Genomic DNA, 25,444 nt, shown 5'->3' with positions numbered 1-25,444 from the left:
ACGCTATTCACTTAAGATACTTGTGGCAACGGTGTCACCATTAACTTCGAATGGATTGACATCATTGGTGATGTAGCCAACCGCCGAGACTTCTAAGTCAAAATCTGTATTTGCACTGAGTCCGCCACCGCTAAAAAATGCTTGGCCACAAGTATTAGTGGTGACCGTTGTATCATAACCCGGGCGCGAAAGATGTACTGACACCCCAGGAATCGGACGGCTGCTTTGATCGACAACCGTGACACGGAGCGTGTTTGCGGCCGCTGCCATAAGTATAAATTCTAGATTTTCATCCACCCCTGCAGCGTGCTGAAACGGTTCAGCAGAACACGCACTAGCAATATCAAACCCTGCCCCAGAAAAATCAAACGTATACGTGTCAAACTCCAAATCAGTGTAAGCATCTTCACCACTACCATCAAAACTCGATGTAGTACTTACTTTATAGACGGGCACCAGACTCGCATCTGTTCCGATTATTTTCTGGCCGCGCATAGCATATGCTACCCCTGCTGCTGACGTTTCGCTTGTCCGATACCACACACTAACTTCATCAACCTGAGGTGTTACGCTCGTATCAGTGGTAGACAGAGTAATCCCAACCGTAAGCGCCGGATATGTTGACGTGTCTAATCCCGAAAGATCAATCAACGAGTCCGAGAAGCCAACCGCATTGCCTGGCAGGTCGCCATCAGGAACCAGTACGTACGGGCCGCTGCCGGTAAAAAACTGCACCTGGTACGACGTGTTTACCGGAACACTAGCCGCCACTCGCGCTGTCTTCCAGGCGAGCAGCGGCCCTGGTGAAATTTCGCTAAGATACGCTATTCCGGTTGTTTCATAGACACCGGCTGTATCAAAAAGCTGCAACGTTCCGCCTGCAACTACATCGGTACTAGATGGCACGCCACTCAAGTCAGTAAATGTTTCTATTACCGAACCTTCCGTGACTGCCGTAAACGCCTGAATTGAAAGATCGCTCAGCTCACCGATTTGAAAGGTTAGAGTTGAAATATCCGATTCGAGCACCGCAAATGGTGCTACCGCAGGATTAGGCAACGTAGTAGTCGCCTCGTAGGTTTTGTCAGTTGAGTACTGATTACCAGAAATAATAGCCGTCACTTCAACCTGATACCCGCTATCGGCAGGAACATTGAAAAGTGCCGAACCACTGGCGTCTGTTGGATTAGTTACATCATAACTAAACGTACTACTCGAACTAATCAGTCTGACAGAGGCACCCGGTAAGAGCGATGATTGGTCATCCAAAACGTTGATACGAACAGTTCCTCCACCCGCCGTAGTTTCAATCGAGCGCGGCACAATAGTACTCACGAGCTGCAAGCTACTGGTGGCCTCATTGATGCGCCACTCATATTCCAAGCGAACTTGCTTGTAATCTAGAATAATACCGTTATCATCTGCCGCCAACAGACCGTCAGCGGGGTCATCCACGTAGTCGACACGCACTCGTTCATAGAAAGTGATGCCGTTGAGGCTGGTAGTACTTGTCTGTGGAATTGTACCGGACGGATACCCTGCCACCACACCCACTTCGTCATACGGCAACGACCTAAAATACTCCATGCGTTCATTCGCAACAGCCAGTGCACTGAGCTTAGACTCAGACAATGTAATCACCTGCAAAATGTATTTAACAGAAGAGAACAGGGCCAAAAAAACCACCACCGACAGCGCCGCCACAATAATTAACTCTACTAACGAGAATCCATCTGTGTTACGTGTCGAATACTGATACATGATGTCTACTTAAGACCGTCTGAAATTGAGTAAATTGGTGCAATCAGTGCCATCGCAAAGAAACCGACAGTAGCACCAATAACCACCATTAGAATCGGTTCAATGATTGTCGAGAGGTCTTTGGTTTTTCGCTCGACTTCAGTTTCATAAAAAATTGCCATCTCACCGAGCATGCCGGCAATCTGACCCGTCTCTTCACCCACCAAAATCATTTCTCCCACGAGAATTGGGTACAAATCTTCCCGCTCAATGAACGTTTCTGACAAAGCCGTTCCCTTCTCAACACGCTTAGCAGCATCGCGCAAAATCTCTTTGTAAAACACATTTTGTAGCACCTCCTCGGTGATTGTGAGCGATTGAATCACATCCACACCTGAGTTCAGCAGCGATGAGAGCGTGCGTGCGGTGCGAGCAGCGTTAGTCTCCTTAGCCAAGTTGCCGATTACCGGCAGCCGTACTACCGTCCACGAAGAACAAATCTTGCCCCATTTGGTTCGCAAAAAATAGATAAAGCCAGCGATTACTGCAATCATGCTACCGATTGCGAGGAACGTATACTCTACCAAGAAGTTACTTGTAGCAATCAAAACCTGTGTTGCCGTTGGCAACTCCTTATCCATCCCCTCAAACACGCCAGTGATTTGTGGCATCACGTAAATCATCATCAAGATACCAATCACTACCAGCACGGTGATGACGATTGCTGGATAAATCATTGCGCCTTTGATTTTCTTCTTAAGATTTGAAGCGCGCTCCATTTGGATGGAGAGTGTCTTGAGTGATTCAGCCAGATTACCACTCTCTTCTCCGGCGCGAATCATGGCAACGTACAAATTATCAAACGTTTCTGGAAACTCTTTAAGCGTATCGTAAAAAGAATCTCCTTGATTGATACGCTCGATCACTCGCTTAATCACTCCTTTGAGTCGTGGGTTTTTACTCTGTCGTTCAATTACTGATAGCGCGCGCGAAACGGTCAGCCCTGCCACCAGCATCGAACCGAGATTTCGTGTCACCATCACCAACTCATCATCCTTAACACGGTTGATAAGATAGTTTAGCCGTTCAATATTAAGCCATTTTTTTGCACTAAATTTTCCCTCTGCTTCAATCGTTGAAACAGTATGCCCCTGATTACGAGCGATGGCGTACACAGCAAAACGATCATCAGCCTCAACAGTATTCTCAATCTTATTGCCTTCCTTATCCTCTCCTGTGTACGTAAACTTTGCCATAAAATTACTCGTTAACGACTCGTAATACTTCCTCGATACTCGTGAGTCCTTGAGCTGCTTTAAAGATGCCGTCTTCAATCATCGTCAGCATACCCTCCTTTCTCGCCTGCGCCTCTACTTCATCACCGGTCTTCCCCTGCATCACCATGTCTTTAATAGTCGGCGATATTTCGAGTACTTCATGAATACCCATTCGTCCGTGGTATCCATCTTCAGTTTCACCCTTCTCTTTCGGATGATAAAACTGCACGTCATTCCAGGTTGCGTCATTTTTCACAATTCCTTCCTCTTTGAGTGTTTTAAGCACGTGATCAAGATCAACCTTTTCCCCCAAGTCTTCACGTTCTGCTTTAGTGAGCGTATACGGCATACGATCATCTGAAAGTTTACGGACCAAACGCTGACCAACAGCTACACGAAGAGTTGAAACGAGTAAGAATGATTCGGCACCCATATCGATAAGACGCGCGATGGTGCCCGCTGCCGAGTTGGTGTGAAGCGTTGCTAATACTAAGTGTCCTGTAAGGGCGGCGTTAATTGCCAAACTCGCCGTCTCCTCATCACGGATTTCCCCCACCATGATAATGTCTGGATCCTGACGCATGAGTGAACGTAGTCCGGCCGCAAAGGTGAAGCCGATTTCTGGTTTTACCTGCGACTGATTAATGCGCGGCATTTGATACTCAATTGGGTCCTCAATCGTAGAAATATTTACCTCCGGAGTATTTAAAAGGTCAAGAATAGTATAGAGCGTCGTAGACTTACCCGACCCGGTCGGACCAGTTACTAAGATGATGCCAGTGGTGGCCCGAGTTGCGCGATGCACGCGATCAAGGGTACTGCCGTGAAAACCAATACCCTCAAGCGAGTAGCCGCTGCGATTTTCTCGCAACAGACGCATTACCACCTTTTCACCATAAAATACCGGAAGCATGGATACGCGGAACGCCACCTTCTGTCCATCCATTTCCATCTTGAAACGACCATCCTGCGGCAAGCGCTTCTGGTCAAGTTTTAAGCTCGACAACACTTTAAGTCGAGCCACGATACTGTCGGCTGCAATCTTCGGCAGTTTCATTGCGTCGTGCAAAATGCCGTCCGTCCGATATCGCACCAACACCTCAGTCTCGCTCGGCTCAATATGAATATCTGATGCGCCTTGAATAATCGCATGGCGAAGGAGCGTATCGACAATACGCACTACCGGCAGATCTTCCGCCATTTTCTTGAGCTCTTGCTCGCTCATCTGCTCGCCGTCCTCATTGACTACCTTGAGTTCAGCCGCATCCTTCATGATGATGTCTCCAAACTCATCCTTGAGCGTCTTTTGGTATTGACGGAGCGCCGTACGCATTGATTCAGTATCAGTAAGACGTGGCTGGATGCGCAAATCAACCTTTTTCTTGATAAAATCAATCGCCGGCAAATCGGCCGTGTCGAGCATCGCTACTTCAAGGGTGTCCTCAGATTTCTTATACGCAATAATATTATGGGCACGAGCGACAGGTTCCGGAACAAGCGTGAGTGTTTCAAAATCAATCTTCATGCCTTTGAGCGACACGAACGGAATGCCAAGCACATATGACTCCACCCGGCGCATGTCATCTTCGGTCATGTGGCCATGTGCAATCAGTGCTTCACTGAGTGTGCGCTCTTCTTCTTTAGCAATTTTCTCTGCCGCAGTGATGTCAGCTTTAGTAATAAGACCCGCGTCGAGAATGAATCGTTTGAGTTGTTCGTCTTGAATTCGCATTAAATTAAATGAAACAAGGAGTGTAACGACTATGTTGAATTTAGTTCCCGATTTGACCCCTCCCTAGGTCAAATCGCTGGAACACTTAGTACACACCCACACAGACAAAAACGAACCTTACCTCCGGTACTTGTTGTGGCTATTATAACATCCACTCAAACCAAGAGACCGAAGATGTTCACGGAGAACATATGGAACAGACGCCAGTGCAAAATTTGACATAATACAATTTGCATGTATAATATGTATTAGAGGTGGGGCCTCCTCCCACCAAGCCAAGGAGAAATCAATGCAAACCAAAACATTGTCTGGCCGCCAGTTCTACTCGGCGGTCGCCTGCATCTTCGTTCTCGGCATCATGGCAGTAACCGGGCCAACCATGTACGCAGCCGGCAAGCTGGCATGGGTGACCGAGACAGAAGCGGTGCTCACCACCAACGTGGGCAGTATGACCTGCAATACCGTCGAGTACCACCGCTACGACAAGTCGTTCATCTACGTGACCGGCCATGGCGGCACACGAGACAACACCTCAGGCTATGTGGGCGGAGCGTTTTACGACACGACACACTTCCCTTCGGTGACCAGTATCACTTCCCATTCCTGGGGTGCGATTACTTCGGCCTTTGGAGCAGTTGATGATCCGCGCAACGTCGTTGCCAGTGCTTGCGAAAATAGACCGGGGCTTCAAAAGCCCTAAAGCCAGGACATCAAAGGCCGAGCACGCGCTCGGCTTTTCTTTTTGACTTTTATCGTCTCGAAGGGTACACTCTCACCATCTGATGACTGTCTGCTCGGCCTTTGGCCGAGCAGCTTTTGTAAGGTGGGGCGGGGTTTTGCCCGGCAAAGCTAGGCAAAACCCCGCCCTGAAGAAAACAACTTAATAAAAGGGTGCCGTATCACATGACACAAGTCATGATGCGGCACGTAATAAGAAATACAATGTTTGACCTAAAAGTGATTAATTCTGTCTTAGCAGAAATGGAAGAAGAGCGCGGAATTCCCCGCGCGAAGATGATTGACGCAATTGAGCAATCACTCGCCACCGCCTATAAGAAAGAATTCGGAAAGCGCGGCCAGATTGTGACCTGTGCCTTCGATATGGAAACCGGCACTACCACCTTTAATCAAATTAAGATCGTGGTGGATGAGAGCATGCTGAAGCCTGACCCAGAACTCGACGAAGAAGGCAACCCGATTGAAGACGAAGAGGAGGAAGAAGAAACAGAGGAAGAGGGCGAAAAGAAAGTACGCTTCGACGAAGAAAAACACATCATGATTAGCACTGCCCGCATGATTAAAAAGGATGTCGAGCTCGGTGAAGAACTCGTCTTCCCACTTGAATCTAAGGATGATTTTGGCCGTATTGCAGCCCAGACCGCCAAACAAGTAATCATGCAAAAGATTCGTGAAGCGGAAAAAGAATCAGCCTTGGCAGAATTCGGCCAGAAAGCTGGTGATATCGTAATGGGACACGTCCAGCGCTTTGAGCGAGGCAATCTCTACGTCGATCTCGGCCGCGTCACTGCGATTATGCCGTACGACGAACAAATTCCCGGCGAACGATTCAAGCCAGGAGAACGCATTCGTGCCATCTTGCTCGCCGTAGAAGAAACCCCACGTGGTATCTTCCTTAAGCTCTCTCGCTCACACCCAGACTTCCTGGTTGCTCTCTTCACTATTGAGGCACCAGAACTCCAGTCTGGCACTGTAGAAGTGAAGTCAGTGGCTCGTGAAGCCGGCGCACGCACTAAGATTGCTGTCTACGCCCACGACGACCACATCGATCCCGTTGGGTCACTCGTCGGACAGCGCGGAGTTCGCGTATCGACTGTCATGAGTGAACTCGGTGGTGAAAAAATCGATATTATTGAATGGTCACCAGAACCAGCGGAATTTATTGAAGATGCTCTCTCACCAGCTCAGGTACTCGACATCCGCATTGAAGCTGAACCAGATACCGAAGCTGGCGAACGCGGACATGCCATTGCTGAAGTTTCACCCGACCAACAATCACTTGCCATTGGTCGCGGCGGCCAGAACGTGCGCCTCGCAGCAAAGCTCACTGGCTGGAAGATTGATATCGTGTCAGCCAACACTGGCGAGGATCTTGCCGAAGCTGATGCAGACGGCAAGGTGACCCTTGAGGCGCCAGCCGATACTGCGGCCGGCGAAGACGATGAAGCGCTGGAAAACGAAGATGCTACTACCACCAAACCAGACATCGAGGAAGTGCTCGAGGAAGCTGACGAAACCAGCGACCGCGACATGACCGAAGATTCTGACGAGGAGGATGAAATCGACACTCCAGAGGAAGCCGAAGAAGAACTCGCTCCGGCAATTGACGAAGAAATTGCTGAAGAAGTTGAAAAAGAAGACGCAAAATAAGGCTTTTTAGAAAAAATGGGCGGGTCCGTACGGACCCGCCCATTTTTTGCATTTATTAGAGAAAGCGTTACTATAACCAGGCTAATTAAATATACGTAGAATATGAACTTACTTCACGACATTCCAGCTGGTTCAGCTGACGAAATGAACGTTATTATTGAAATTCCGAAGTTTTCTAAAAACAAGTACGAAATCGACAAAGAAACCGGGATGATTGCGCTTGATCGCGTGATGCACACCGCCCAGGACTATCCATTCGACTACGGCTTTGTGCCACAAACTCTCTTTGATGATGGCGATGCACTCGATGTAGTACTCCTCACCACCTACCCACTTGCTCCCGGCATTCTCGTGAAGGCTCGCCCAGTAGCAATTATGGAAATGGTTGATGGCGGTGAACGTGATGACAAAGTGGTGGCTGTCCCGGTGGACGACCCACGCTTTGAGGAGGTGAAAGATCTCGAAGACATCAACAAACATTTTATCAAGGAAATGTCACACTTCTTCGAAACCTACAAGAAAGTGCAGAAGAAGGAGGTAGAGGTTGGCGAGTGGCACGGCGCTACTGAAGCCAAGGCTGCTTTTGAAAAAAGCCGCGCTGTCTACGAAGCTGCGAAGTAGGCTTTGGAATAAGGATATATTCTGTGTATAGCGCCGCTGGGGCAAAAGCCCCAGCGGCGCTATACTTATGTATGTTAGACCTAATCAGTCCTCAATGGAGGTTTTGAACTAGTTAATTTTATGAAAACTATTACTAATATTCTTATTACTCATGCTTTATTTCTGGCTCTGTTTGCAGGAGCGGCATATGCCTTAGCAGAAGAAGAAACCAGCTCTCCGACAGACCGTCGCGCAGAGATGCAGGCAACTATAGCTGAAAGAAAAGCAGAATTTGCTTCTACCACAGAAGCAAAACGTGCTGAGTTCCAAGAAAACATGGACGAGCGTCGTGAAGAAATGGAAAACAAGCGTGCCGAGATTGCCTCTTCTACTGACGCAAAGCGAGCGGAAATCAAAGAGCGCGTTGAAGAACGCCGCACAGAACTTCAAGAGCGGGCCCAGGAACGTATCACAAATCTTGCCGCAAACATGAGCAACCGCATGGATGCAGTTATTGGGCGCTTGAATAACATCATCGACAGACTTGAAACTCGTATCAGCAAGCTTACTGAAGCTGGCATCGATACAGAAGAGGCAAATGCCGCGCTCGCCTCAGCGAAACTATCTGTTGATGCTGCGGCACAGCTAATTGCCAACATTGACACCGCCGTAGCCGACGCAGTGGGCGCCGAAGATGCTCGTGCTGGCTGGGCTGAAACAAAAGCGCAATACACTGCTATTCGTGACCACATCAAGACTGCCCACACTGAGCTGCGCAATACCGTTGCTGCACTTAAAGCAGCCATTTCAGCAGCCGGGTACGGCGCCGGCTCTAGCGAAGCAGTTCGTATGAGAATGTCAGAAGATGAAACCTCAACCGTACCAGAATCAAACGCAACTGAAGAGGAGAACGACACACCTGAAGCGGCTTCTTAGCATTTTGCAAACCCTTAAACGTAAACTACCATGAATGACGATCAAAATATTCAAGCTCCAAACTACGCAGGCGAAGAAATGAAAATGCCAGAAAATGCCGCCACAACTACCGAGGACACCGCCGCTGAAGAACCAAATATGATTAGTGGGCCTGTGCTTCTACTGCTTGCGATCGCTCTCATCGCGATTCTAGGAGGTCTCTACTACTGGTTTTCCACTCTGACACCAACTACTCCGACACCCATGATGGAACGGCCAACTATCGAAGAGAACAACGAGCCTGAAAGTACCACTGCGGAGGCTCAAGTAGAAGTTATGTCAGCCACTAGTCCATCTGACGAAATTGAGGCTATTGAAGCTGACATTGAAGCAACCAATCTTGATAGTCTTGATGCCGAAATGACCGCTATCGAAGCCGAACTTGATGCTGCGGCAGAGGCACAGTAAGCACTTTATAAAAGCGGGCGGGCCCATAGGGCCCGCCCGCTTTTATAATTTTGGTTGCATTTTCCCTCTAAGTGCGTACACTAGCGGGCACTATGGCACATCATTCACATTCTGTAGATTTTAAAGAAGCCTTCAAAGTCGAAGTACTTGAGGGTTCACAAGTAAAAATTACTGGCGAACTTCCGTACGTTGAGCTTGAAAGCGAACGTAAGGCTGCTTTGGTAGCACTGGGGAAAAACGTTGAAATTTCAGGTTTCCGCAAGGGTCATATCCCTACCCCGATTCTTGAAAAGCACCTCGGTGAGATGGCAATCCTCGGTGAGATGGCAGAGCGAGCCATTGCACACTCATACCCACATATTATTGAAGAGCACCAAATCGAAGCAATTGGCCATCCACAAATTGAAGTGACGAAAATCGCCCCACAAAATCCACTCGCATTCACTATTACGGTAGCAGTAATCCCAACCTTCTCTCTCCCTGACTACGAAAAAATCTCTAAGGATATCAACAAAAATCGTCCAAGTGATGAAGTGACTGAGGAAGAAATCGATACGCAAATCAAAGATATTCAGCGCCAGAAAGCTGCTTACGAACGCCTCCAGCAGAAAGCAGCAGCTAAGACCGAAGGAGGTGATTTACCGACTCCAGAAAGCAAAGCAGCGAAGGAGGCAGATACTGAAGACGCACCACTTCCAGAGCTCACAGACGAGTACGTCAAAACCCTTGGTCAGCCTGGTCAGTTTGAAACCGTCGCAGACTTTAAGGCAAAGATTAAAGAACATCTTGAAATTGAGAAGAAGCAAAACAACGCTGCCAAGCATCGCGCAGATATTACTGATGCCGTGATTGAAAAAACTGAGATAGTGCTTCCAAAGGTACTCATCGACTCTGAAATCAATCAGATGTTTGCGCAGATGCAGGAAGATCTCGATCGCGCCAATCTCAAGATGGATGACTACCTCACTCACATCAAGAAGACCAAAGAAGACCTTGTCGCCGAGTGGACCCCAGCCGCCGAAAAGCGAGCCAAGCTCCAGCTTGTACTGAACGAAATTGCGAAGAAAGAAGAAATTGTCCCCGACGTCGAGAAAGTAAATGAGCAGACCAAGGCGCTCATGGAACGTTTCAAGGATGCAGACGAACATCGTGTACGACTCTATGTTGCTTCGGTACTTCTAAATGAAGAAGTGATGAAGCAACTAGAAGAGAAGTAAATAATTTAAAAGCCGGCAGGCCCATAGGGCCTGCCGGCTTTTTAAACACATCATAGATTTGCATTATTTGCCAACAGGAGTAGTATAAAAATATGCATATTACATTTATGTTTCTACAGAATCTACTCCTCGTGAATGAGGGAGTTGTTTCGCCGGATGCGTAAATGTGATTTGCAAAATCAAGAAGTATCATCCGGCGATTCGCCGGTTTTTTGTTCTAAATTGTTCTTTATAAGGAGATAGCATCATGCTACAACGAGTAACTGACGATTCTGGACTGGATGCAGTAACCACGCAGCAGCCAGAAACACTCTGTGACTGCCAAGCACCAAAGGTGCTGCAGCTTCGCCAACAGCTGCAAACTTTTACCTGCAATCGAGCACCGAACCACAGCAAATGTCAGAAGAAGCAAGAAGGCAAAAAATGTCCTGTAAGCAGTGAGTCAGTGGCGTGCCTGTCAAGGCAGTCGTCCCACTATCATCAACTCAGAGTTGAACTGCAGCATGTGGAATTTTCCAACAGTTGCTGCTGCTCCGCGTAAGCTCCAACGCGCAATTAGCCGCCCACTAGATGGGCGGCTTTGCTTTTTCTGCAATTTTGTTACGATACGCAAGTACTAAGTAGTACATCTATTGGATATTTTGAAACTGAAACTTTTATGAAATCTGAAAAAGAGCACCACATGCCACATAATACCTTGGTGCCAATGGTGATTGAAAAAACCGTGGGAGGCGAACGCGCCTTCGATATATACTCTCGCCTCTTAAAGGAACGAATTATCTTTGTCACTGGACCAATCGAAGACTACACGGCCAATCTTATCGTGGCGCAATTACTCTTCCTCGAAGCCGAAGACCCAAAGAAAGACATCTTTCTGTACGTCAATTCACCGGGCGGGAGTGTTACCGCAGGACTCTCTATCATCGACACCATGCACCACATCAAGCCTGACGTCGCCACAGTGTGTGTCGGTCTCGCCGCTTCTATGGGCGCATTGATCCTCTCACAAGGCGCGAAAGGCAAACGCTACATTTTGCCAAACGCCGAAGTAATGATTCACCAACCTTCAGGCGGCGCGCACGGTCAGGCATCTGACATCGACATTACCGCTCGCTGGATCCTCAAGACCCGCGAGAAGCTTAATAAAATGCTTGCTAAAGCCACTGGTCAAAAGTTAACGCAAATTGAAAAAGATGTTGATCGTGACTTCTTCATGGATGCAGAAGAAGCAAAAACCTACGGTATTGTAGATAAGATTTACAAGTAGGAATAACACCTATTCCCGTATAGCATATTTCTCACACGCTCCGATGTATGCCGAGCTGGTATTGCCCGTAATCCTCGCGGACGCTCGAAATATGCTATACGGGAATAGGTCGAGTAAATGTAAAACAGCGGGCGGGCCCATAGGGCCCGCCCGCTGTTTTACATTCCCCCAAAACTCTAGTACAGTTCATCTGTACTGTTACGAACGTTAATTAATAAGAAAACATGCCACCAATCCTATTTACGATATCGTTGGCAGGGGCTTTGTTTCTTGGTATAGGAGCCGGTTACGGACTGCGTTATCTCCATGCACAATCTAAGAAAAATTCGATTGAACTGGAACTCAAAGAGCGAGAGATTACGGCAGAAAAAAAGGCGCTTTCAATTGTAGAAGAAGCGGAACAGAAAGCAGAAAAGATCGAGAACGAAGCAAAAGCTGAGCGAAAACATTTAGAAGAAAAGCTTGAACAAAAAGAAACACGTTTAGACAAGCGTGAAGAAGTGCTCGATGAGCGCCAAATTGACATTGAGTCACAAAAAGAAGACCTGCGCGGCAAGGTTGAACAGATTAAATCAATCAAATCACAGCTCGATGAGCGTACCGGCGAAATTGAAAAGAAAATCGAAGCCGCCGCCGGTCTTTCAAAAGACGAAGCGTACGAACAGCTCATACACAAAATAGAAAACGAGCGAGCTGAAGACCTCCGTGGCCGCATCGAAAAAATTGATCGCTTTGGCGAGGAACACTACGAAGCAAAAGCTCAAAACCTATTGCTCGCAGCGATTCATCGCCTCGGTAACACCATGGCGCCAAATCTCATGACGGCACACGTAGAGATTCCAAGCGACGATCTGAAGGGTAAGGTAATCGGAAAGGAGGGTCGTAACGTACGTGCGTTTGAACGCGCTACCGGCGTGGACGTCCTCATCGACGAATCGCCTGGGTATATCGTCCTCTCTTCCTTTGACCCAATTCGCCGCGAAATTGCGCGCGTAGCACTAGAGTCACTTCTCAAGGACGGTCGAATCCAACCAGCCAAGATTGAGGAATCAGTCGAAAAGGCCCGCAGCGAAGTCGCCAAGACCGTTCGTGCTATGGGCGAAAAGGCAGCGTACGAAGCCAATGTGCCAAACCTCCACCCAGACCTCATCACCATTCTTGGTCGTCTGCACTTCCGCACCAGCTACGGTCAGAATGTACTGTGGCACTCAGTCGAGATGGCACACATTGCTGCCGTCCTCGCCGAAGAAGTCGGCGCTAATGTCGCCACCGCACGCGCCGGCGCCCTACTCCATGATATTGGCAAGACCGTTAGTCATGAAGTAGCTGGTACACACGTCGAGATTGGTATTCGCATACTTGAAAAATACGGCGTGGATCAACAGGTTATTCTCGCTATGCGCGCGCATCACGAAGAGTATCCGTACGAAACTCCAGAATCTATCATCGTACAGGTAGCCGATGCTATCTCAGGCGGACGTCCTGGTGCGCGTCGCGACTCACTAGAGAACTATATCAAGCGACTCTCAGATCTTGAGAATATCGCCACCAGCTTAAGCGGCGTCGAACGCGCCTTCGCCATCTCAGCTGGTCGCGAAGTCCGCGTACTGGTAAACCCAACAACGCTAAACGACTTCGAGGCAAGCCAACTCGCCCGAACTATCGCCACCAATATCGAAGCTCAGCTACGCTATCCAGGCGAAATTAAAGTGCACGTTATTCGCGAAACTCGCGTCGTCAGTTACGCACGCTAGAGAAAAACGACCAATCGGTCGTTTTTCTTTTTTAGCTCAAAAAATACTACAACACACAAAACGCACTTGTGTAGTCGTTGCAGGGAATATGTGTTGCTATATAATGTTTTCAAGCCATTTTACGGCAACGTGCTTGAGTTTATCGCTCACCACACATTAACCGCTCTTAGCATAAACATCTGATCTATGAACAAAGCAGACATCATCAGCAAAGTGCATGAAGTACTTGGTACCACTAAGGCTGACGCAGAACGAGCAGTCGACGCAGTATTCGACAGCATCGAAGCAACCATGAAGGATGGTGGCCAGGTATCAGTCGCAGGTTTCGGCATCTTCGAGGCAAAGACTCGAGCTGCTCGCGAAGCTCGCAACCCACGCACTGGTGAGACGGTGAAAGTTCCTGCAATGCGCGTACCAAAGTTCCGCGCTGCAAAGGCACTGAAGGATGCGGTAAAATAGAGCACTGCTCCTATCTAAGAAAAGCGGCGGGTCCAAAGGACCCGCCGCTTTTCTCTCTCCTAATCAATATGATATAATTACTAACGTAGCGGAGGTAATACGCTATGAACGCGGAGATGCAAAGTAATTTGCTATTTCCCACCACAAAAGTAAAAGCCCCTGTAGCCGGGGGCTTTTACGTATCTATGGAAGCGCTGAACCAACCTTACGTCAGATCCATGAAGGGATTGTACGCCACCTCCCACAAGTGACCATCAATGTCAGCGAAGTAGCCTGAGTATCCGCCCCAAGATGTTTCCTGTGGCTCCTTTACAATTTCCACTCCCTGATTCCGCAAATCATCAAATAGCGAATCTACTGCCTCACGACTGGATTCATTGTGAGCCAAGGTAACCTGTCTAAAGCCATCGCTTTCTGGAGCCACTTGCGCATCTTCAGCCAAAGCGTCAGCCAAGTACAACCCCAGCCACGTGCCCTGCATGTCATAAAAGGCCACCGATTCGCTACTTTCAGGTGCTGGTTCAAAACCCAGAACGTCTTCATAAAATGTTCGCGCTGCCATTAAGTCAGACACACCGAGCGTCACTAAGGATAGTTTCTGTTTCATACCAATACATTGTATACCAATTGCTTGTTTTCCTCGACCACTGTGCTAGAATCGTTTCACTTCAAGGCAGATGCTTCTGAGGTGCGAGTGATTTTCGCTCGCGGGTGTATCTAGCGATACAACCGCTTCACTCGTAAGACTAATGCTCAAGCCAGCTTGGCATTATCTTACTCACTCGCGGGTGTAGTTTAGTGGTAAAACAACTGCCTTCCAAGCAGTGGTCGGGAGTTCGATTCTTCTCACCCGCACACAAAAAACCGCTTTCAGCGGTTTTGTCTATTTAATAAACATAAAACAAAACCGGTGCACGTTGCGCACCGGTAAAGTCGGAGGAGGGTTACTGCTTAGTTGTAGCCGCGGTCGAAGCCGTCATCGTCGTCACCAATGTAGCGCTTGGTATCCATCATGCTTCTCCTGAAAAAGAACTCAAGAAGTGTCTGGCGGATATCCGTCGACTTTTTCACTATACCACCACAACCTAATGTGGCTAGAGCCAAAATGGTATACTTGTTCATAACATGCATTTTCTAGCTGACTTGCTCATCGGTATTTTGATGGCCTATATGCTGTTTACCAACAGCATCGCCAATCGAATCAGTACTTGGCTGACTAACACAGAAGAGTTGCCAACCACCATCAGTGAGGAAATTGAACCCGACAATTCTACCCTCTCATTTTTACCAAGCCGGCTTGAACGAACCATTCCAGACATTCTCTTGAAGAGCGCTGATTACCAGCGTGCAGCACTTGGCGCAGCAGCAGGTCTTACTGGCGAAACAGCAGAAAACCCTCTTGATGCAATCGTAAATATTTACTGCACCTACATTACTGACAGCTACATCAGAACCACTACCGGCACTGGTTTTTTCATTGATCCTGATGGGGTTATTTTGACCAACGCGCACGTTGCGCAATTCCTTCTCCTTGAAACAACGCACGAAGGAGGCGACACCGAATGTATTGTTCGAGCTGGCACTCCAGCTGCTCCGCGATATGAAGCAGATTTGCTTTACATCTCACCAGCGTGGGTACTCGATAACGCTGATGAGATGCATCAAGCCGTTCCAATGGGCACCGGTGAACGTGATTACGCACTCTTGTATGTGAAGGACAGCATCGACGGTGAGCCGCTTCCAGCGGCTTTCCCTGCCCTCAGCGTCGACACCGCCCTGCTTCCAGTAACCATGCGTGAAGCTACAGTGACCGCAGCAGGATATCCGGCCACGAATCTTTTAGTTAACGGCCCAAGCGCTGACCTCATTCCACAGGAAGCCAGTTCTACTATTTCAGAACTCTACACCTTTGGCTCTAATTATGCAGATGTGATTTCCATTCGTGGCAGCGCTGTTGGTGCAGAGGGAGCTTCTGGCGGACCTATCATAAACGAAAGCGGTCAGGTAATCGGCATTATCGTTACTCGTGGGGACGACACTCTTGATGGATTAGGTAGCTTACGCGCTATCACTCTTTCGCATATTGAACGCACCATACATGAAGAAACTGGTTTTACCTTGGCGCAGAATATTAGCGGAAATTTGCCCTATCGCGCTTCTATTTTTGCCACTACGCTGGCACCGTTCTTGCTAACCTTGCTGCAACAGGCCGGGGCATAGGAACAAAAAGCGCGGCACCCTTTGGGTGCCGCGCTTTTTGTTTTAGCTAACCGTCTTCGTGTAAATGGTTTGCGTAGGATACGCAAAATCAACTCCCAGCTCAGTGAACCGAGCCATCAGAGCAAAGTTAAATTGCTGTTGAATATCAAGGTACACTGCGTAATCTGGCGACTCAACATAGTACACCACCTCAAAAATCAACGCTGAATCACCAAACGAAGTAAAGTGAACTCGATCAAGCCGGCCGCCTTCAAGTGCTTCAAAAATGCTCGTTACCACACCAGGCACTTCTTGCACGCGACTTTGTGGCGTTTCATATGTAATACCAAACTGCATCACAATACGCCGTTCCTGCATCTTCTTAAAGTTCTGTACTCGAGCAGTGGTAAGCTCCGTGTTTGAAACCACTAACTCTTCCCCTTGCAACGTACGAATGCGCGTGGTTTTAATACCAATCTTCTCAACAGTACCCATATCAGCACCAATAATGATAAAATCGCCAATACGAAAAGGTTTATCAAAGTACAGAGAAAACGAAGCAAATAAATCACTGAGTACTCCTTGCAGCGCAAACGCAACCGCAACCCCGCCAATGCCAAGTCCAGCAATAAGTGACGTCACTTCAATACCCATATTTGAAAGCACAAAGAGAATACCGAGCGCCCACAGCATAATCCGTGCAATCAACGTTACCATGTGCGAAGCAGTGGCCGCGTTTGGATCTACCACCCCATCTCCATCTTCGTCCTTTTCTAGGTAGGTTGAAACGAAGTACTCAAGAAAACAGGTGGCAATTTCGATCGCTTGCCACACCACCACAAAGAAAAATCCGCCAGTAATAATAGTATCAAGCAGTGGCGGTAAAACAAAAAACTGTAGCGCAGCGTACAGAGCCACCAACGAGTATACCCATGTCCTGATGCCCTCAACTGCCGCCACCAGCGTATCATCAAGCGAGCCAATAGTATGCTTTGCCAAAGACTTAAGATGCACCAACAGCACTGCCCGAACCAGCCAAAAACAAAATGTAAGCCCAAGAAAGGTGACCACTGACGCCAGTGCCAAACCGAAATTAGTCTCGCCTAAAAACGGCACTGTATACACCAACGCAGGCATCGAGCTAGCAATCGCACTAGCAGAAAACGAATCAAACATGTCACAACTGATTAACTAATACCCTTCTACCCTATCAAACTGAGCAGGATGAGCAATATGCACAGGTATTTACTTGAGTCTCCAGCCCTTAGCTCGTACTATGTTTGTTCCTCGGTGGGAAATGCACACAAAAACCGAGGGTGATTGTTCTTTCACTAACGTTAGTTAGAGAAAACCGCTTGGATGGGACTAGGCGGTTTTTCTCATACTATCTTACCTCAACATGCTCGTTCAGCAGCTACCGTGAAATAAATTTCCCAAAGTTTCGCAATATTTTATTAGCATGCGGCGCCTCGTTGAATATTTCTTCCACCAAAGCGCCCTCTGGTAAATATCCTGGTGTAGCCCCAACTCGTAAGATAATATCTGCAATAGTAAGTTCTGGATGAAATTGGGTTGAGTAAATATTTTTTTGGTATTGCAAAGCAGAAAATTGACACTGCTCACCACCCGTAACAAGCAATACAGCTCCGTCTGGGACACGATCTAAGGAATCTTTGTGTCCATAGTGAGCAGTAAAATCCTCTGGAATATCAGCAAATAAAAAATGTTCCTGCTTATCAACAATAAATTTGAGCGCATGTGTACACGTCTTGCGCTGAGAACTATCGCACCTCACTGTCGCTCCAGCAAAAGCTCCAAGCAATTGATGTCCATAGCAAATCCCTAGCGTGGGAATATCATGCTCGAAAAGATACGAAAATAGTGGGCGCAGTTTTTCTAATAATTCATACGAAGCAAGACGCGCTGGATCATCCTCCTTGCGATTACCATCAAAATCATACTCGCCAGATCCACCCAAAATTACCCCACTATATTGAGGCATATAACTGGCCGGCTGCTGCCAATCGATTTCGCTTGACCACACATTCACAAAATCGACTGGCACATCAGCGAGTTCACGCACTATACTTGCCCGCTCCATAGCTAGTGCTTGCAGATTAGTTCTAAACTGAATACTTAAAATTTTAGATTTCATACTGACCCAATCTGAGAGCTATACATAATAAAAAAAATACACCAAGACGCAAGGCGTTTGGTGTATTGAAAATCATTTAAATGAACGTAGCGGCTGCAAATTGTACATTTTCGAGTCGAGCACCATTGTACATGTCCTGCATCGAAATCTCACCTTCAGAACAACCTACGGCCACATTGCAGTCAAGCATATACTGCGTGCTTGAACGGAGATACACTCCGACATAGCAATGTTCCTTATGCACCGCTCGAAAGGCAACAATCACGTACGCAATCTCAGCAGCATTGGGAATCACCTCACCTGGCACCAAAAGCTTGCACTGATCTTCATACGCCAGACCAACAGAATTGGAGTTAGGCCGTTTTGGGAACAGCAGCCATGCACCTTCGCGAGTAAATGTCTCATTCGCATACCGATAATTACGGTAGCGATAGACCATCCCCTCACGACCAAGAGAAAAAAGTGCATAGAGACTCCGAACCGTGGGCGGCAGCGGTAGCAACAAAGCGTCGCTTTGCAACGCCGTCTCAACCACGTCATCCGACAAAGCCGCCAACAGAGTATCGTGTTGCTCTGCCGAATATTTCCACCCAAATACCTCCTCAATCTGTTTGGGAGTGATAAAACTCACGCCCAGTCGGGCGCTCACATCATCATATACATTACGACAAATTGCCGCGTCCATTGATTCACCTCCGATAGTAAAGAACAACACTCATCTTTTTAGATAAAAAGCAGTTTCCAGACTCTGACGAGCCGGGAAAATATTTGAAAGCCTTCAAATATTTTCCCGGCGAACCAACTAAAACAAAAACCGGCTCGCCTAGGGCGAGCCGGTTTTTGAGTTTCTTTACGCACTCATCATAACCAACCCGCCCCAGGCGATAAAAGTAAAGAAGAAAAACCATACTGATGTTCCTTCGTTTACTTGATTGATTTGTACGTGTGCGCGTTGCATACAGCAAATATACGTGATTATAGACTAGTGTCAACTGAAACATCAAAATCGTCAGTTGTTGAGGACGTCTCGGAAAAAACCTCAGTACTACTAGCAGTCGATGTACCAATGGCCATCGACTCAGTACTAGTAGCCACCAGCGAAGACGATGTTGCGACCTCATCAATAACAATTGGCAATTCCTGTTGTGCAAGCAACATTTCAATATCAGCAGCCATTACTACCGCCTCTTCGTACAAAGCAACAAATGTTTCAAAATCAGCTGATGTTGAGGCCATTCTCTCAGATAATGCGGCCAGCGCCTTCTGGCCAGCCAAAGCTTTATCAAGCAGCGCCTGATCATCTACAGTAACCAAACGCTCAGTGACTATTTCCATCATGTCACGCACTGCCTTTGTCGAACTAGCAATAATTTCCTGCTTCTCTTCACTCGTTAACACAACCGGCACATATGTCTCAATATCAACTGTTTCGGATACTTCAATCTCAGTCATAAAGACAATGAGTCGCTGTGTGCGTTGCAATACCTCTACCAAAGACTTTCTAGCACCGACTTCGTCATCCACAGCCATAGCAACAGCCTCTGAAATGGCCCGCTCAATATCAGCCACGCGACGATCCACCTCGCCCAGTTCAGCTGTTGGCGCAACTTCACGCAACTGATCACGCAACTCATAAATCCTTGTTGTGTTTTGTTCCACTCGAGCAATTAGTTTACTATACGCAGGCGTAGTTGAAGCATTCACCACCTCAGACTCACCACGAGATTCATCAAGCGCGGTAGCAATCAAACTCACAGGTCGACTCACTTCAGTCACCGCCATCATTCGAGCAACCTCGACATCATCACCCTTAAGCGAAGTTGATTGCACTTCTAGAGTAGTATCGAGCGCAATAGACGCAATAGTCGCCTCATCAGCGTCCTCGGCACGAAGTGTTTCAATTTCTCTTTTAGCATTCTCGGTGTGAATGCGCACAGCATCAGCCACCTCTGCCTCAACTTCTTCTGTCAGACGCCCCTCGCTTGCAAGCAAGCGAGCTTCCGCAATGCGGCGATTAAGTCGCTCCGTCTCCCACTCAACTTTCTCAAAGCTATCGAACGTTAGTGTGCTACGTACTTCTTCGTTAAACTGCACCTTTACTGCGTAGAGAACATCGCCAGGCACAGCCTTCTCAGCCATAAATGGCACCAGCACCAAAACTACCGCCGCTGCGACAGCTCCATACTTAAACAATGCACGAAATGGTACCAGCACCACCTGATACGCATCCGTAGCGAGTGAAGCTGGTGTCTGTACTGCTTTTTCAGCTTTAAGATTAGCTGGAAGCGGATGATACTCCATATACGCAACGACGCGCTCCCGAAGCTCACGACACTCAGCCGCCTGTAGTTTTACAGTCGTTTCAGCTTTTTTATGTAGTTGTTGGCTGAATTGCTTCATGTGTGTAAATTTGTTTGTTTTTTCTTTTGCTTTGCTTTGCGACGCTCTTCGGCATATTCATCGTTTGCTTCAATTTTCTGCCGCAGCAACTTTAGACCACGATGAATCCGTACCGATATGACATTTTCACTTTCTTCGATAAGCTCGCTGATTTCGCGCGGACCGAGCTGGTCGACGAAGCGATAGATAATCACTTCGCGGTATTGATCTGGCAGTTCCTCCAGCAAGTCGAAGGCTTTTCGTCCATCAATGGTAGCCGCAAGCATTTCAACAGTGTTTTCTGACAAATCATCAAACGATCCTTCATCAACACCCTCTTGCTCCATCAGCGCATCGAGCGATGCTTCTTTCCGCTTACGGTACTCGTCAATGATTAAATTGTTGAGGACTTTGTATAAAAAGGGGCGGAATGAATCAATTTGGTAACCATCGCGGATGTATGACCATACTTTTGTGTACGCATCATGCACCAAATCAATGGCTTTCTCGCGATTACTCACTCGTAAGTACGCGTGCCGGAACAAGGCATCGTTATACTCATCGAAAGCTTTCAAAAAACGCGCTTCGTGGTCACTTAGGTTGTCAGTCGAATCCTTCCCTTCCATGTAATGACCATTATATACGTAGACGAACGAAACGGCACTTTCTTTCACGGGGTAACTCACTGGTATCGAGAAAAGGGCGGATGCGCTCGCGCATCCGCCCTTTTCTCCCCTAACCCCTAATTTCCGCCAACAATTCCGGGAATTCCTCGATCAAAAAGTGGTTCTTATTCTCAAATACCACAAATTTTGCCTCCGGCAGTGCCTTCGCTAGGGCCTCGCCATGCGCAAACGGCACCACAAAGTCATCTTTTGAGTGAAAAATAACGATATTCTTTAGTTTTTCTTGAATAGTTGCTACTTTTTCAGGCGCAATTAAGAAATCGCCACAACTATCATCCACAAAACCAGGCAACTCGTACGCGCCTGCCATCAGAAACACTTTCTTAGGGACAAAAGGCAAATCGTAATTAGCTAGATACTTAACTAAAAACATGGCACCAAGTGAATACCCAATTAAAATCGCATCATCATGCAGATACTCAAAATGTCGTTCAAACCAAATTTTCCATTCCTCAAACTTTGCATTTTGTTTATTAGGCATCGCTGGTGCAACCACCTCAAAATCAGCACCTAAATCATCTGCTAATGAATCGGTCCACTTTTTAGACACAAAGCTGTTACTTGTCGGTAAATGCCAGAGTGCTTGTGTTCGCAATCTTTCCAAGAAGTCCTCATGATTAAGGAACCCTTCCCCACCATGGATATAAAAAACCTGCTGTTTCATAGAATTAGAGCCATTCATTCCTCTTAAAATACCACACCGCCAGTGCAACGACTCCAAGCACCACCGCAATTACAAACTCAAATGCATACTGATTATCTTCGAGCGGCAGCGGCACATTCATACCAAAGAGCGAAGAAACAATTGTCGGTACTGTGAGCAAAATCGTTAAAACCGTCAGAGTTTTAATACGGTTGTTAAGGTTATTAGTGAGAATTGCCTCCGACGCAGACCGCACATTCTGAATCGTTTTAAGGAGAATGCGAGCCGAATCGACCGCCTGCTCATTGGCGATACGCAAGTCTTCCACCTCTTCCCTGTCGTCCTCGTAGATTGAAAAATAGTGCCCATTCATCACTTTAAGGAGTGCCACATTCGTTGGCACCAAGGCTGCTACCATATCATTGATACGGTGTTCGTAGTTCACAAACCGCACAATTTCCTTATTGCCAATCTTCCGGAGCTGGGCTCGATCACGGTGCACCGCCCGACGTAGTCCAATCAACTGCCGCTCAAACGCATTGGTAATTTCCTCCATAATATTGATAAAAAGCTTTGTTTTTTGGGTTGTATAGATGCTTTTTGGACTCCGTCGAATATACTCCAGCTGCGACACGGGACGCAGTGAGACCGTAAGCACAAACGACTCCCCCATCACGATAAGGAGTGGTGCCGTATCGATATCTTCTGACTGCTCATTATATGAATACCGCGTAAAGAAATACGTGTTTCCTTCGGAGCGCTCGAGACGCGGCACCTCAAAGAAGTCCTTGGCGTCTTCCATAATCCCCTCATCGAGCTTAAGTGTAGCCGTAAGCTCTGCAAATTCAGTGTCTGTAGGGTTTTCAGCGTGCACCCATACCCCATTTCGAATGCCATCGATTTCTTTAATTTCAGCATCTTTTACTGTTCGAAAATAGTAATTAATCATACGGAGCATCCTAACATAAAAGCCTCAGAATCCTGAGGCTTTTATGTTTGTTGTCGGGGAGCCGGGAATCGAACCCGGGCCACACGGTCCCAAACCGCGTACACTACCATTATGCTACACCCCGAGTGAGAAGATAAATGGAAGGTTACTTACATCTAAGCTTCGAACGAGGAGCGGAAGTTTTACTTACACTCTCACGACTGTAGACAGCTACCAGCCGCGAATCACTCGACCAAAACCACCTTACGTGATTTAAGTTCGCAAAATATACCATCTATCTTTAAAAAAAGCGAGTCTTAATCTACACCAACCCACTACTTCTACAGCACACGAGCCTCAACTCCAGTTAACCCAAACAGCTTAGTAGCACATAAATTTGTAGCAGTTATCACTAATGTCACTACGGACTGGCTTGAGCACGGGGCCGCTCCACACTCGGATAATGACAGCAGCACAACTGAATTTGTTTCACGTGAAACACTACTTTAGTTACACATGGAACACACTCACGCATACTCATTCAGCCTTGCGAACCTAGGCTGTCGAATACCCTCAATTCTAGTGATTCTGAATGTTTCGCTATACCACTAACTTCATACATGCCTCCTTTGTAGTGGCGATACTTTCCTAGAAAAGACTGTTCCATATGAAACCAGTATAGCACCGTTACACACGAAACGATGATCATGGCGTTTCATGTGACACACATCTACAAAATAACGTTAGGAATATACTTTATCGTCCCGGCCTTTTCACGTGTAACAATTCTTACCGCGATAATATCTATCTGCCAGTCAGCAGTCGAGTTATTTTCGATTAGCCACGATTCAATAGCACGATTAAGTCTTTGGAGCTTATTATAGTGAACATTCTCTTCTGGTCGCCAAGTTCCACGTGAAATTGCAGTGCGCAACTGCTGTTTTGTTTCATATGAAACTGTTTTTACCTCAATAAAGTGTATTTTTTCTGTGCCACGTGCAACAATATCAATTTCTCCCCACTTTTTAAGGTAATTTACCTCAATAACGGTAAAACCTTGTCGTTTAAGGTAATTAGCTGCAATTTGCTCACCAATTGCTCCCGTTTTGTTTTTATCACCCTGTTTCTGGTCTTGTTTCATGTGTAACTATAGGTAACGTTTCACGTGGCACGTCAAAAGTCTTTTGTATCTAAGGAATCACAACCACGTGCCGATATAGCTTTAATTATAGCACTGTCCTTTATAAAAGACAGATATACTTGAGAACTGTGGATTGTCCTTTATCCACCTATCCACTGTTTTATCCACAGTTACCACCATGTGAAAAGCACCTGTTTTACAGGTGCTTTTCACGAGAATATTTGCGATGTGCGGCCAGGGAGAATCGAACTCCCGACTAATCCTTGGCAAGGACTCATTATACCACTTAACCATGGCCGCTTACTTTAAAGCTGACAGATCTTTCACAGATAGCTTAATCCAGTGGCTAAGCTTCTGCTTCAAAACTGTGCTGCCGATTATAGTATTTCCTACGCCATAATGCAATGGTTTTTGTGAGACGCCACTCTTCAGCACCTGATTTTTCTTGAACTGCTGGTAGGTGAGGCGAGTTTTCTTTTTCCAATGCTTCATACACCGTTCTTCATCATGTGTTTCATGCAACAGTAGCCAGAATCGCACCTTTGTTTTTGTGACACCTAGGTACTCCTCAGCAAAGCGTATGAAAATTGCATGCACTTCACTGCGTTTAGTCGAAAGCCTGATCGTTCCACCCTCACTGAGGTCACCAGAGGCCATATATATAGCTATAGCGGCCATAAAGAGGGCGTTTTGCTTGTAGTGCTTATACTCCGTCTCAGCGGTCCTCAGCTGCTCAGCAAGCCGCAAAGCACGTTCGGAACCACGAGCCTTGTTAATAAGCTTTAGTCGCTTAGCATTTTCTTGGCCCGCCCGACGCTTATTTTGCTTAGTCACTTCACCTGAAAGAGCGTTATTTTTCAACCATTTTGAAACCGTTGACTTTGAAACACCACAATACTTGGCAATCTCTGCAAGCGTAAAGCCCCGAGAGCGCAAGCCTCGCACCTGCTCCATCATTGCCTCATTTCGAACCATAAATACTGTATATTATATACTACATACATATGTTTCCTTTTACTAATTAACACTAGGACTCATGCTAGGATTAATGTATGACACTTGAGATTATTACGTGGCTCTATGCTGGCAACAGCTTATTCGCACTAATGGCGTATCTTCCGCAAATCACAAAGCTGCTTACCACCAGTGGGGCGGCGAAAAATTTTTCAACTCCAAGCTGGACAATTTGGACCTACACAAGCGTTATTTCAGTTCTATATATCTATACCGCCGTTGAGGATTGGCTGCTATTCACGGTCGCATCAATAAACTTCGTTGGCTGTTTGGCCGTACTGCTGCTCGTGCTACATAAGAACAAGCAGGAGAGACGGGAATAATAAAAACCAGCATCTATTGCTGGTTTTTATTATTAGTGCACCCACCAGGACTCGAACCCAGAACGACTGATCCGAAGTCAGTTGTGATATCCATTTCACCATGGGTGCATTTCTGTGGTCATCATCATACGTGGTATATGGCGAAAAATCAATGGTTTT

The 25,444-nt window shown here is 47.0% G+C and carries 26 protein-coding genes and 4 tRNA genes; 12 read left to right on the top strand and 18 right to left on the bottom strand.

All coding sequences use genetic code 11. The annotated features are described in order from the left end of the window. Positions 1–3 precede the first annotated feature (3 nt). Genes H6780_02160 through tadA form a run of 3 tightly spaced genes read right to left on the bottom strand, consistent with a single transcriptional unit; the run spans position 4 to position 4,749 of the window. The gene (locus tag H6780_02160; GenBank protein USN89198.1) at positions 4–1,761 is read right to left on the bottom strand and encodes a carboxypeptidase regulatory-like domain-containing protein; all 1,758 of its coding nucleotides are present in this window, start codon (positions 1,759–1,761) and stop codon (positions 4–6) included. A 5-nt stretch (positions 1,762–1,766) separates the two neighbouring features. Continuing rightward, positions 1,767–2,996: a type II secretion system F family protein gene (locus H6780_02155; protein USN89197.1), complete on the bottom strand. Its 1,230-nt coding sequence runs from the start codon at positions 2,994–2,996 to the stop codon at positions 1,767–1,769. A 4-nt stretch (positions 2,997–3,000) separates the two neighbouring features. Further along, positions 3,001–4,749 carry a Flp pilus assembly complex ATPase component TadA gene (tadA, locus tag H6780_02150; protein ID USN89196.1) on the bottom strand — a complete coding sequence of 583 codons (1,749 nt, stop codon included), beginning with the start codon at positions 4,747–4,749 and terminating at the stop codon, positions 3,001–3,003. A 289-nt stretch (positions 4,750–5,038) separates the two neighbouring features. Here tadA and H6780_02145 point away from each other — a divergent pair, with 289 nt between their 5' ends. The 9 genes from H6780_02145 to H6780_02105 all read left to right on the top strand — a co-directional run bounded on the left by H6780_02145 (position 5,039) and on the right by H6780_02105 (position 13,817). After that, positions 5,039–5,449, top strand: coding sequence for a hypothetical protein (locus H6780_02145; protein ID USN89195.1), 411 nt, complete (start codon positions 5,039–5,041; stop codon positions 5,447–5,449). 242 nt (positions 5,450–5,691) lie between these two features. Continuing rightward, complete coding sequence (gene nusA, locus H6780_02140) at positions 5,692–7,137, top strand: transcription termination/antitermination protein NusA (protein ID USN89194.1); 1,446 nt, start codon at positions 5,692–5,694, stop codon at positions 7,135–7,137. 102 nt (positions 7,138–7,239) lie between these two features. Continuing rightward, a complete protein-coding gene (locus tag H6780_02135; protein USN89193.1) occupies positions 7,240–7,758 on the top strand; it encodes an inorganic diphosphatase in 519 nt (172 codons plus the stop codon). Positions 7,759–7,878: 120 nt separating this feature from the next. Next, positions 7,879–8,673: a hypothetical protein gene (locus H6780_02130; protein USN89192.1), complete on the top strand. Its 795-nt coding sequence runs from the start codon at positions 7,879–7,881 to the stop codon at positions 8,671–8,673. 30 nt (positions 8,674–8,703) lie between these two features. Beyond that, the gene (locus tag H6780_02125; protein ID USN89191.1) at positions 8,704–9,120 is read left to right on the top strand and encodes a hypothetical protein; all 417 of its coding nucleotides are present in this window, start codon (positions 8,704–8,706) and stop codon (positions 9,118–9,120) included. A 92-nt stretch (positions 9,121–9,212) separates the two neighbouring features. Beyond that, positions 9,213–10,337 carry a trigger factor gene (locus H6780_02120; GenBank protein ID USN89190.1) on the top strand — a complete coding sequence of 375 codons (1,125 nt, stop codon included), beginning with the start codon at positions 9,213–9,215 and terminating at the stop codon, positions 10,335–10,337. 682 nt (positions 10,338–11,019) lie between these two features. Further along, positions 11,020–11,604 (top strand): ATP-dependent Clp endopeptidase proteolytic subunit ClpP, encoded by a 585-nt coding sequence (gene clpP / locus H6780_02115; protein USN89254.1) that lies wholly within the window; start codon positions 11,020–11,022, stop codon positions 11,602–11,604. Between the two features lie 224 nt (positions 11,605–11,828). Next, positions 11,829–13,358, top strand: a complete 1,530-nt coding sequence (gene rny / locus H6780_02110) for a ribonuclease Y (protein ID USN89189.1) — start codon at positions 11,829–11,831, stop codon at positions 13,356–13,358. Positions 13,359–13,544: 186 nt separating this feature from the next. Continuing rightward, entirely contained in the window at positions 13,545–13,817 is a 273-nt protein-coding gene (locus H6780_02105) for an HU family DNA-binding protein (GenBank protein ID USN89188.1), read from the top strand. A 205-nt stretch (positions 13,818–14,022) separates the two neighbouring features. Here the strand turns inward: H6780_02105 and H6780_02100 are convergent, their stop codons facing one another. Further along, positions 14,023–14,424, bottom strand: a complete 402-nt coding sequence (locus H6780_02100; GenBank protein USN89187.1) for a VOC family protein — start codon at positions 14,422–14,424, stop codon at positions 14,023–14,025. Positions 14,425–14,601: 177 nt separating this feature from the next. Here H6780_02100 and H6780_02095 point away from each other — a divergent pair. Further along, positions 14,602–14,672 (top strand) — tRNA-Gly (locus H6780_02095). 96 nt (positions 14,673–14,768) lie between these two features. On the opposite strand, the gene H6780_02090 is transcribed toward H6780_02095, so the two are convergent. Continuing rightward, positions 14,769–14,939 (bottom strand): hypothetical protein, encoded by a 171-nt coding sequence (locus H6780_02090; GenBank protein ID USN89186.1) that lies wholly within the window; start codon positions 14,937–14,939, stop codon positions 14,769–14,771. 3 nt (positions 14,940–14,942) lie between these two features. Here H6780_02090 and H6780_02085 point away from each other — a divergent pair, with 3 nt between their 5' ends. After that, the gene (locus H6780_02085) at positions 14,943–16,037 is read left to right on the top strand and encodes a trypsin-like peptidase domain-containing protein (GenBank protein USN89185.1); all 1,095 of its coding nucleotides are present in this window, start codon (positions 14,943–14,945) and stop codon (positions 16,035–16,037) included. A 42-nt stretch (positions 16,038–16,079) separates the two neighbouring features. Here the strand turns inward: H6780_02085 and H6780_02080 are convergent, their stop codons facing one another. From H6780_02080 to H6780_02025, 12 genes are all read right to left on the bottom strand, one after another. Next, positions 16,080–17,192: a mechanosensitive ion channel family protein gene (locus tag H6780_02080; protein ID USN89184.1), complete on the bottom strand. Its 1,113-nt coding sequence runs from the start codon at positions 17,190–17,192 to the stop codon at positions 16,080–16,082. A gap of 238 nt (positions 17,193–17,430) precedes the next feature. Next, positions 17,431–18,171, bottom strand: coding sequence for a gamma-glutamyl-gamma-aminobutyrate hydrolase family protein (locus H6780_02075; GenBank protein ID USN89183.1), 741 nt, complete (start codon positions 18,169–18,171; stop codon positions 17,431–17,433). Positions 18,172–18,247: 76 nt separating this feature from the next. Next, positions 18,248–18,856: a hypothetical protein gene (locus H6780_02070; GenBank protein USN89182.1), complete on the bottom strand. Its 609-nt coding sequence runs from the start codon at positions 18,854–18,856 to the stop codon at positions 18,248–18,250. A gap of 290 nt (positions 18,857–19,146) precedes the next feature. Further along, positions 19,147–20,571 (bottom strand): hypothetical protein, encoded by a 1,425-nt coding sequence (locus tag H6780_02065; protein ID USN89181.1) that lies wholly within the window; start codon positions 20,569–20,571, stop codon positions 19,147–19,149. Beyond that, positions 20,568–21,176 carry an RNA polymerase sigma factor gene (locus H6780_02060; GenBank protein USN89180.1) on the bottom strand — a complete coding sequence of 203 codons (609 nt, stop codon included), beginning with the start codon at positions 21,174–21,176 and terminating at the stop codon, positions 20,568–20,570. Before H6780_02060 ends, H6780_02065 begins: the two co-directional genes overlap by 4 nt. A gap of 109 nt (positions 21,177–21,285) precedes the next feature. Beyond that, on the bottom strand, positions 21,286–21,900 hold the full coding sequence (locus tag H6780_02055) for an alpha/beta hydrolase (GenBank protein USN89179.1): 615 nt from the start codon (positions 21,898–21,900) through the stop codon (positions 21,286–21,288). A 4-nt stretch (positions 21,901–21,904) separates the two neighbouring features. Further along, on the bottom strand, positions 21,905–22,828 hold the full coding sequence (locus H6780_02050; GenBank protein USN89178.1) for a magnesium transporter CorA family protein: 924 nt from the start codon (positions 22,826–22,828) through the stop codon (positions 21,905–21,907). 53 nt (positions 22,829–22,881) lie between these two features. Beyond that, a tRNA-Pro gene (locus tag H6780_02045) sits at positions 22,882–22,952 on the bottom strand. A 396-nt stretch (positions 22,953–23,348) separates the two neighbouring features. Further along, positions 23,349–23,474, bottom strand: coding sequence for a DUF1653 domain-containing protein (locus H6780_02040; protein USN89177.1), 126 nt, complete (start codon positions 23,472–23,474; stop codon positions 23,349–23,351). A gap of 63 nt (positions 23,475–23,537) precedes the next feature. Then, positions 23,538–23,948: a YraN family protein gene (locus H6780_02035; protein USN89176.1), complete on the bottom strand. Its 411-nt coding sequence runs from the start codon at positions 23,946–23,948 to the stop codon at positions 23,538–23,540. Positions 23,949–24,177: 229 nt separating this feature from the next. Continuing rightward, positions 24,178–24,248: transfer RNA gene (locus H6780_02030), tRNA-Gly, on the bottom strand. Then, positions 24,249–24,923 carry a helix-turn-helix domain-containing protein gene (locus H6780_02025; protein ID USN89175.1) on the bottom strand — a complete coding sequence of 225 codons (675 nt, stop codon included), beginning with the start codon at positions 24,921–24,923 and terminating at the stop codon, positions 24,249–24,251. 77 nt (positions 24,924–25,000) lie between these two features. Between H6780_02025 and H6780_02020 the strand changes: the two genes are divergently transcribed. Further along, positions 25,001–25,285, top strand: coding sequence for a hypothetical protein (locus H6780_02020; protein USN89174.1), 285 nt, complete (start codon positions 25,001–25,003; stop codon positions 25,283–25,285). Between the two features lie 36 nt (positions 25,286–25,321). Here H6780_02020 and H6780_02015 read toward each other — a convergent pair. Next, positions 25,322–25,393, bottom strand: a tRNA-Arg gene (locus H6780_02015). Positions 25,394–25,444 lie beyond the last annotated feature (51 nt).

This window comes from Candidatus Nomurabacteria bacterium (genome assembly GCA_023898565.1).
In the GTDB taxonomy this organism is placed as follows: Bacteria; Patescibacteriota; Minisyncoccia; order Phycocordibacterales; family UBA918; genus OLB19.
Note: the sequence above shows the minus strand (reverse complement) of the source record. Positions and strands in the feature narration are given on the sequence as shown.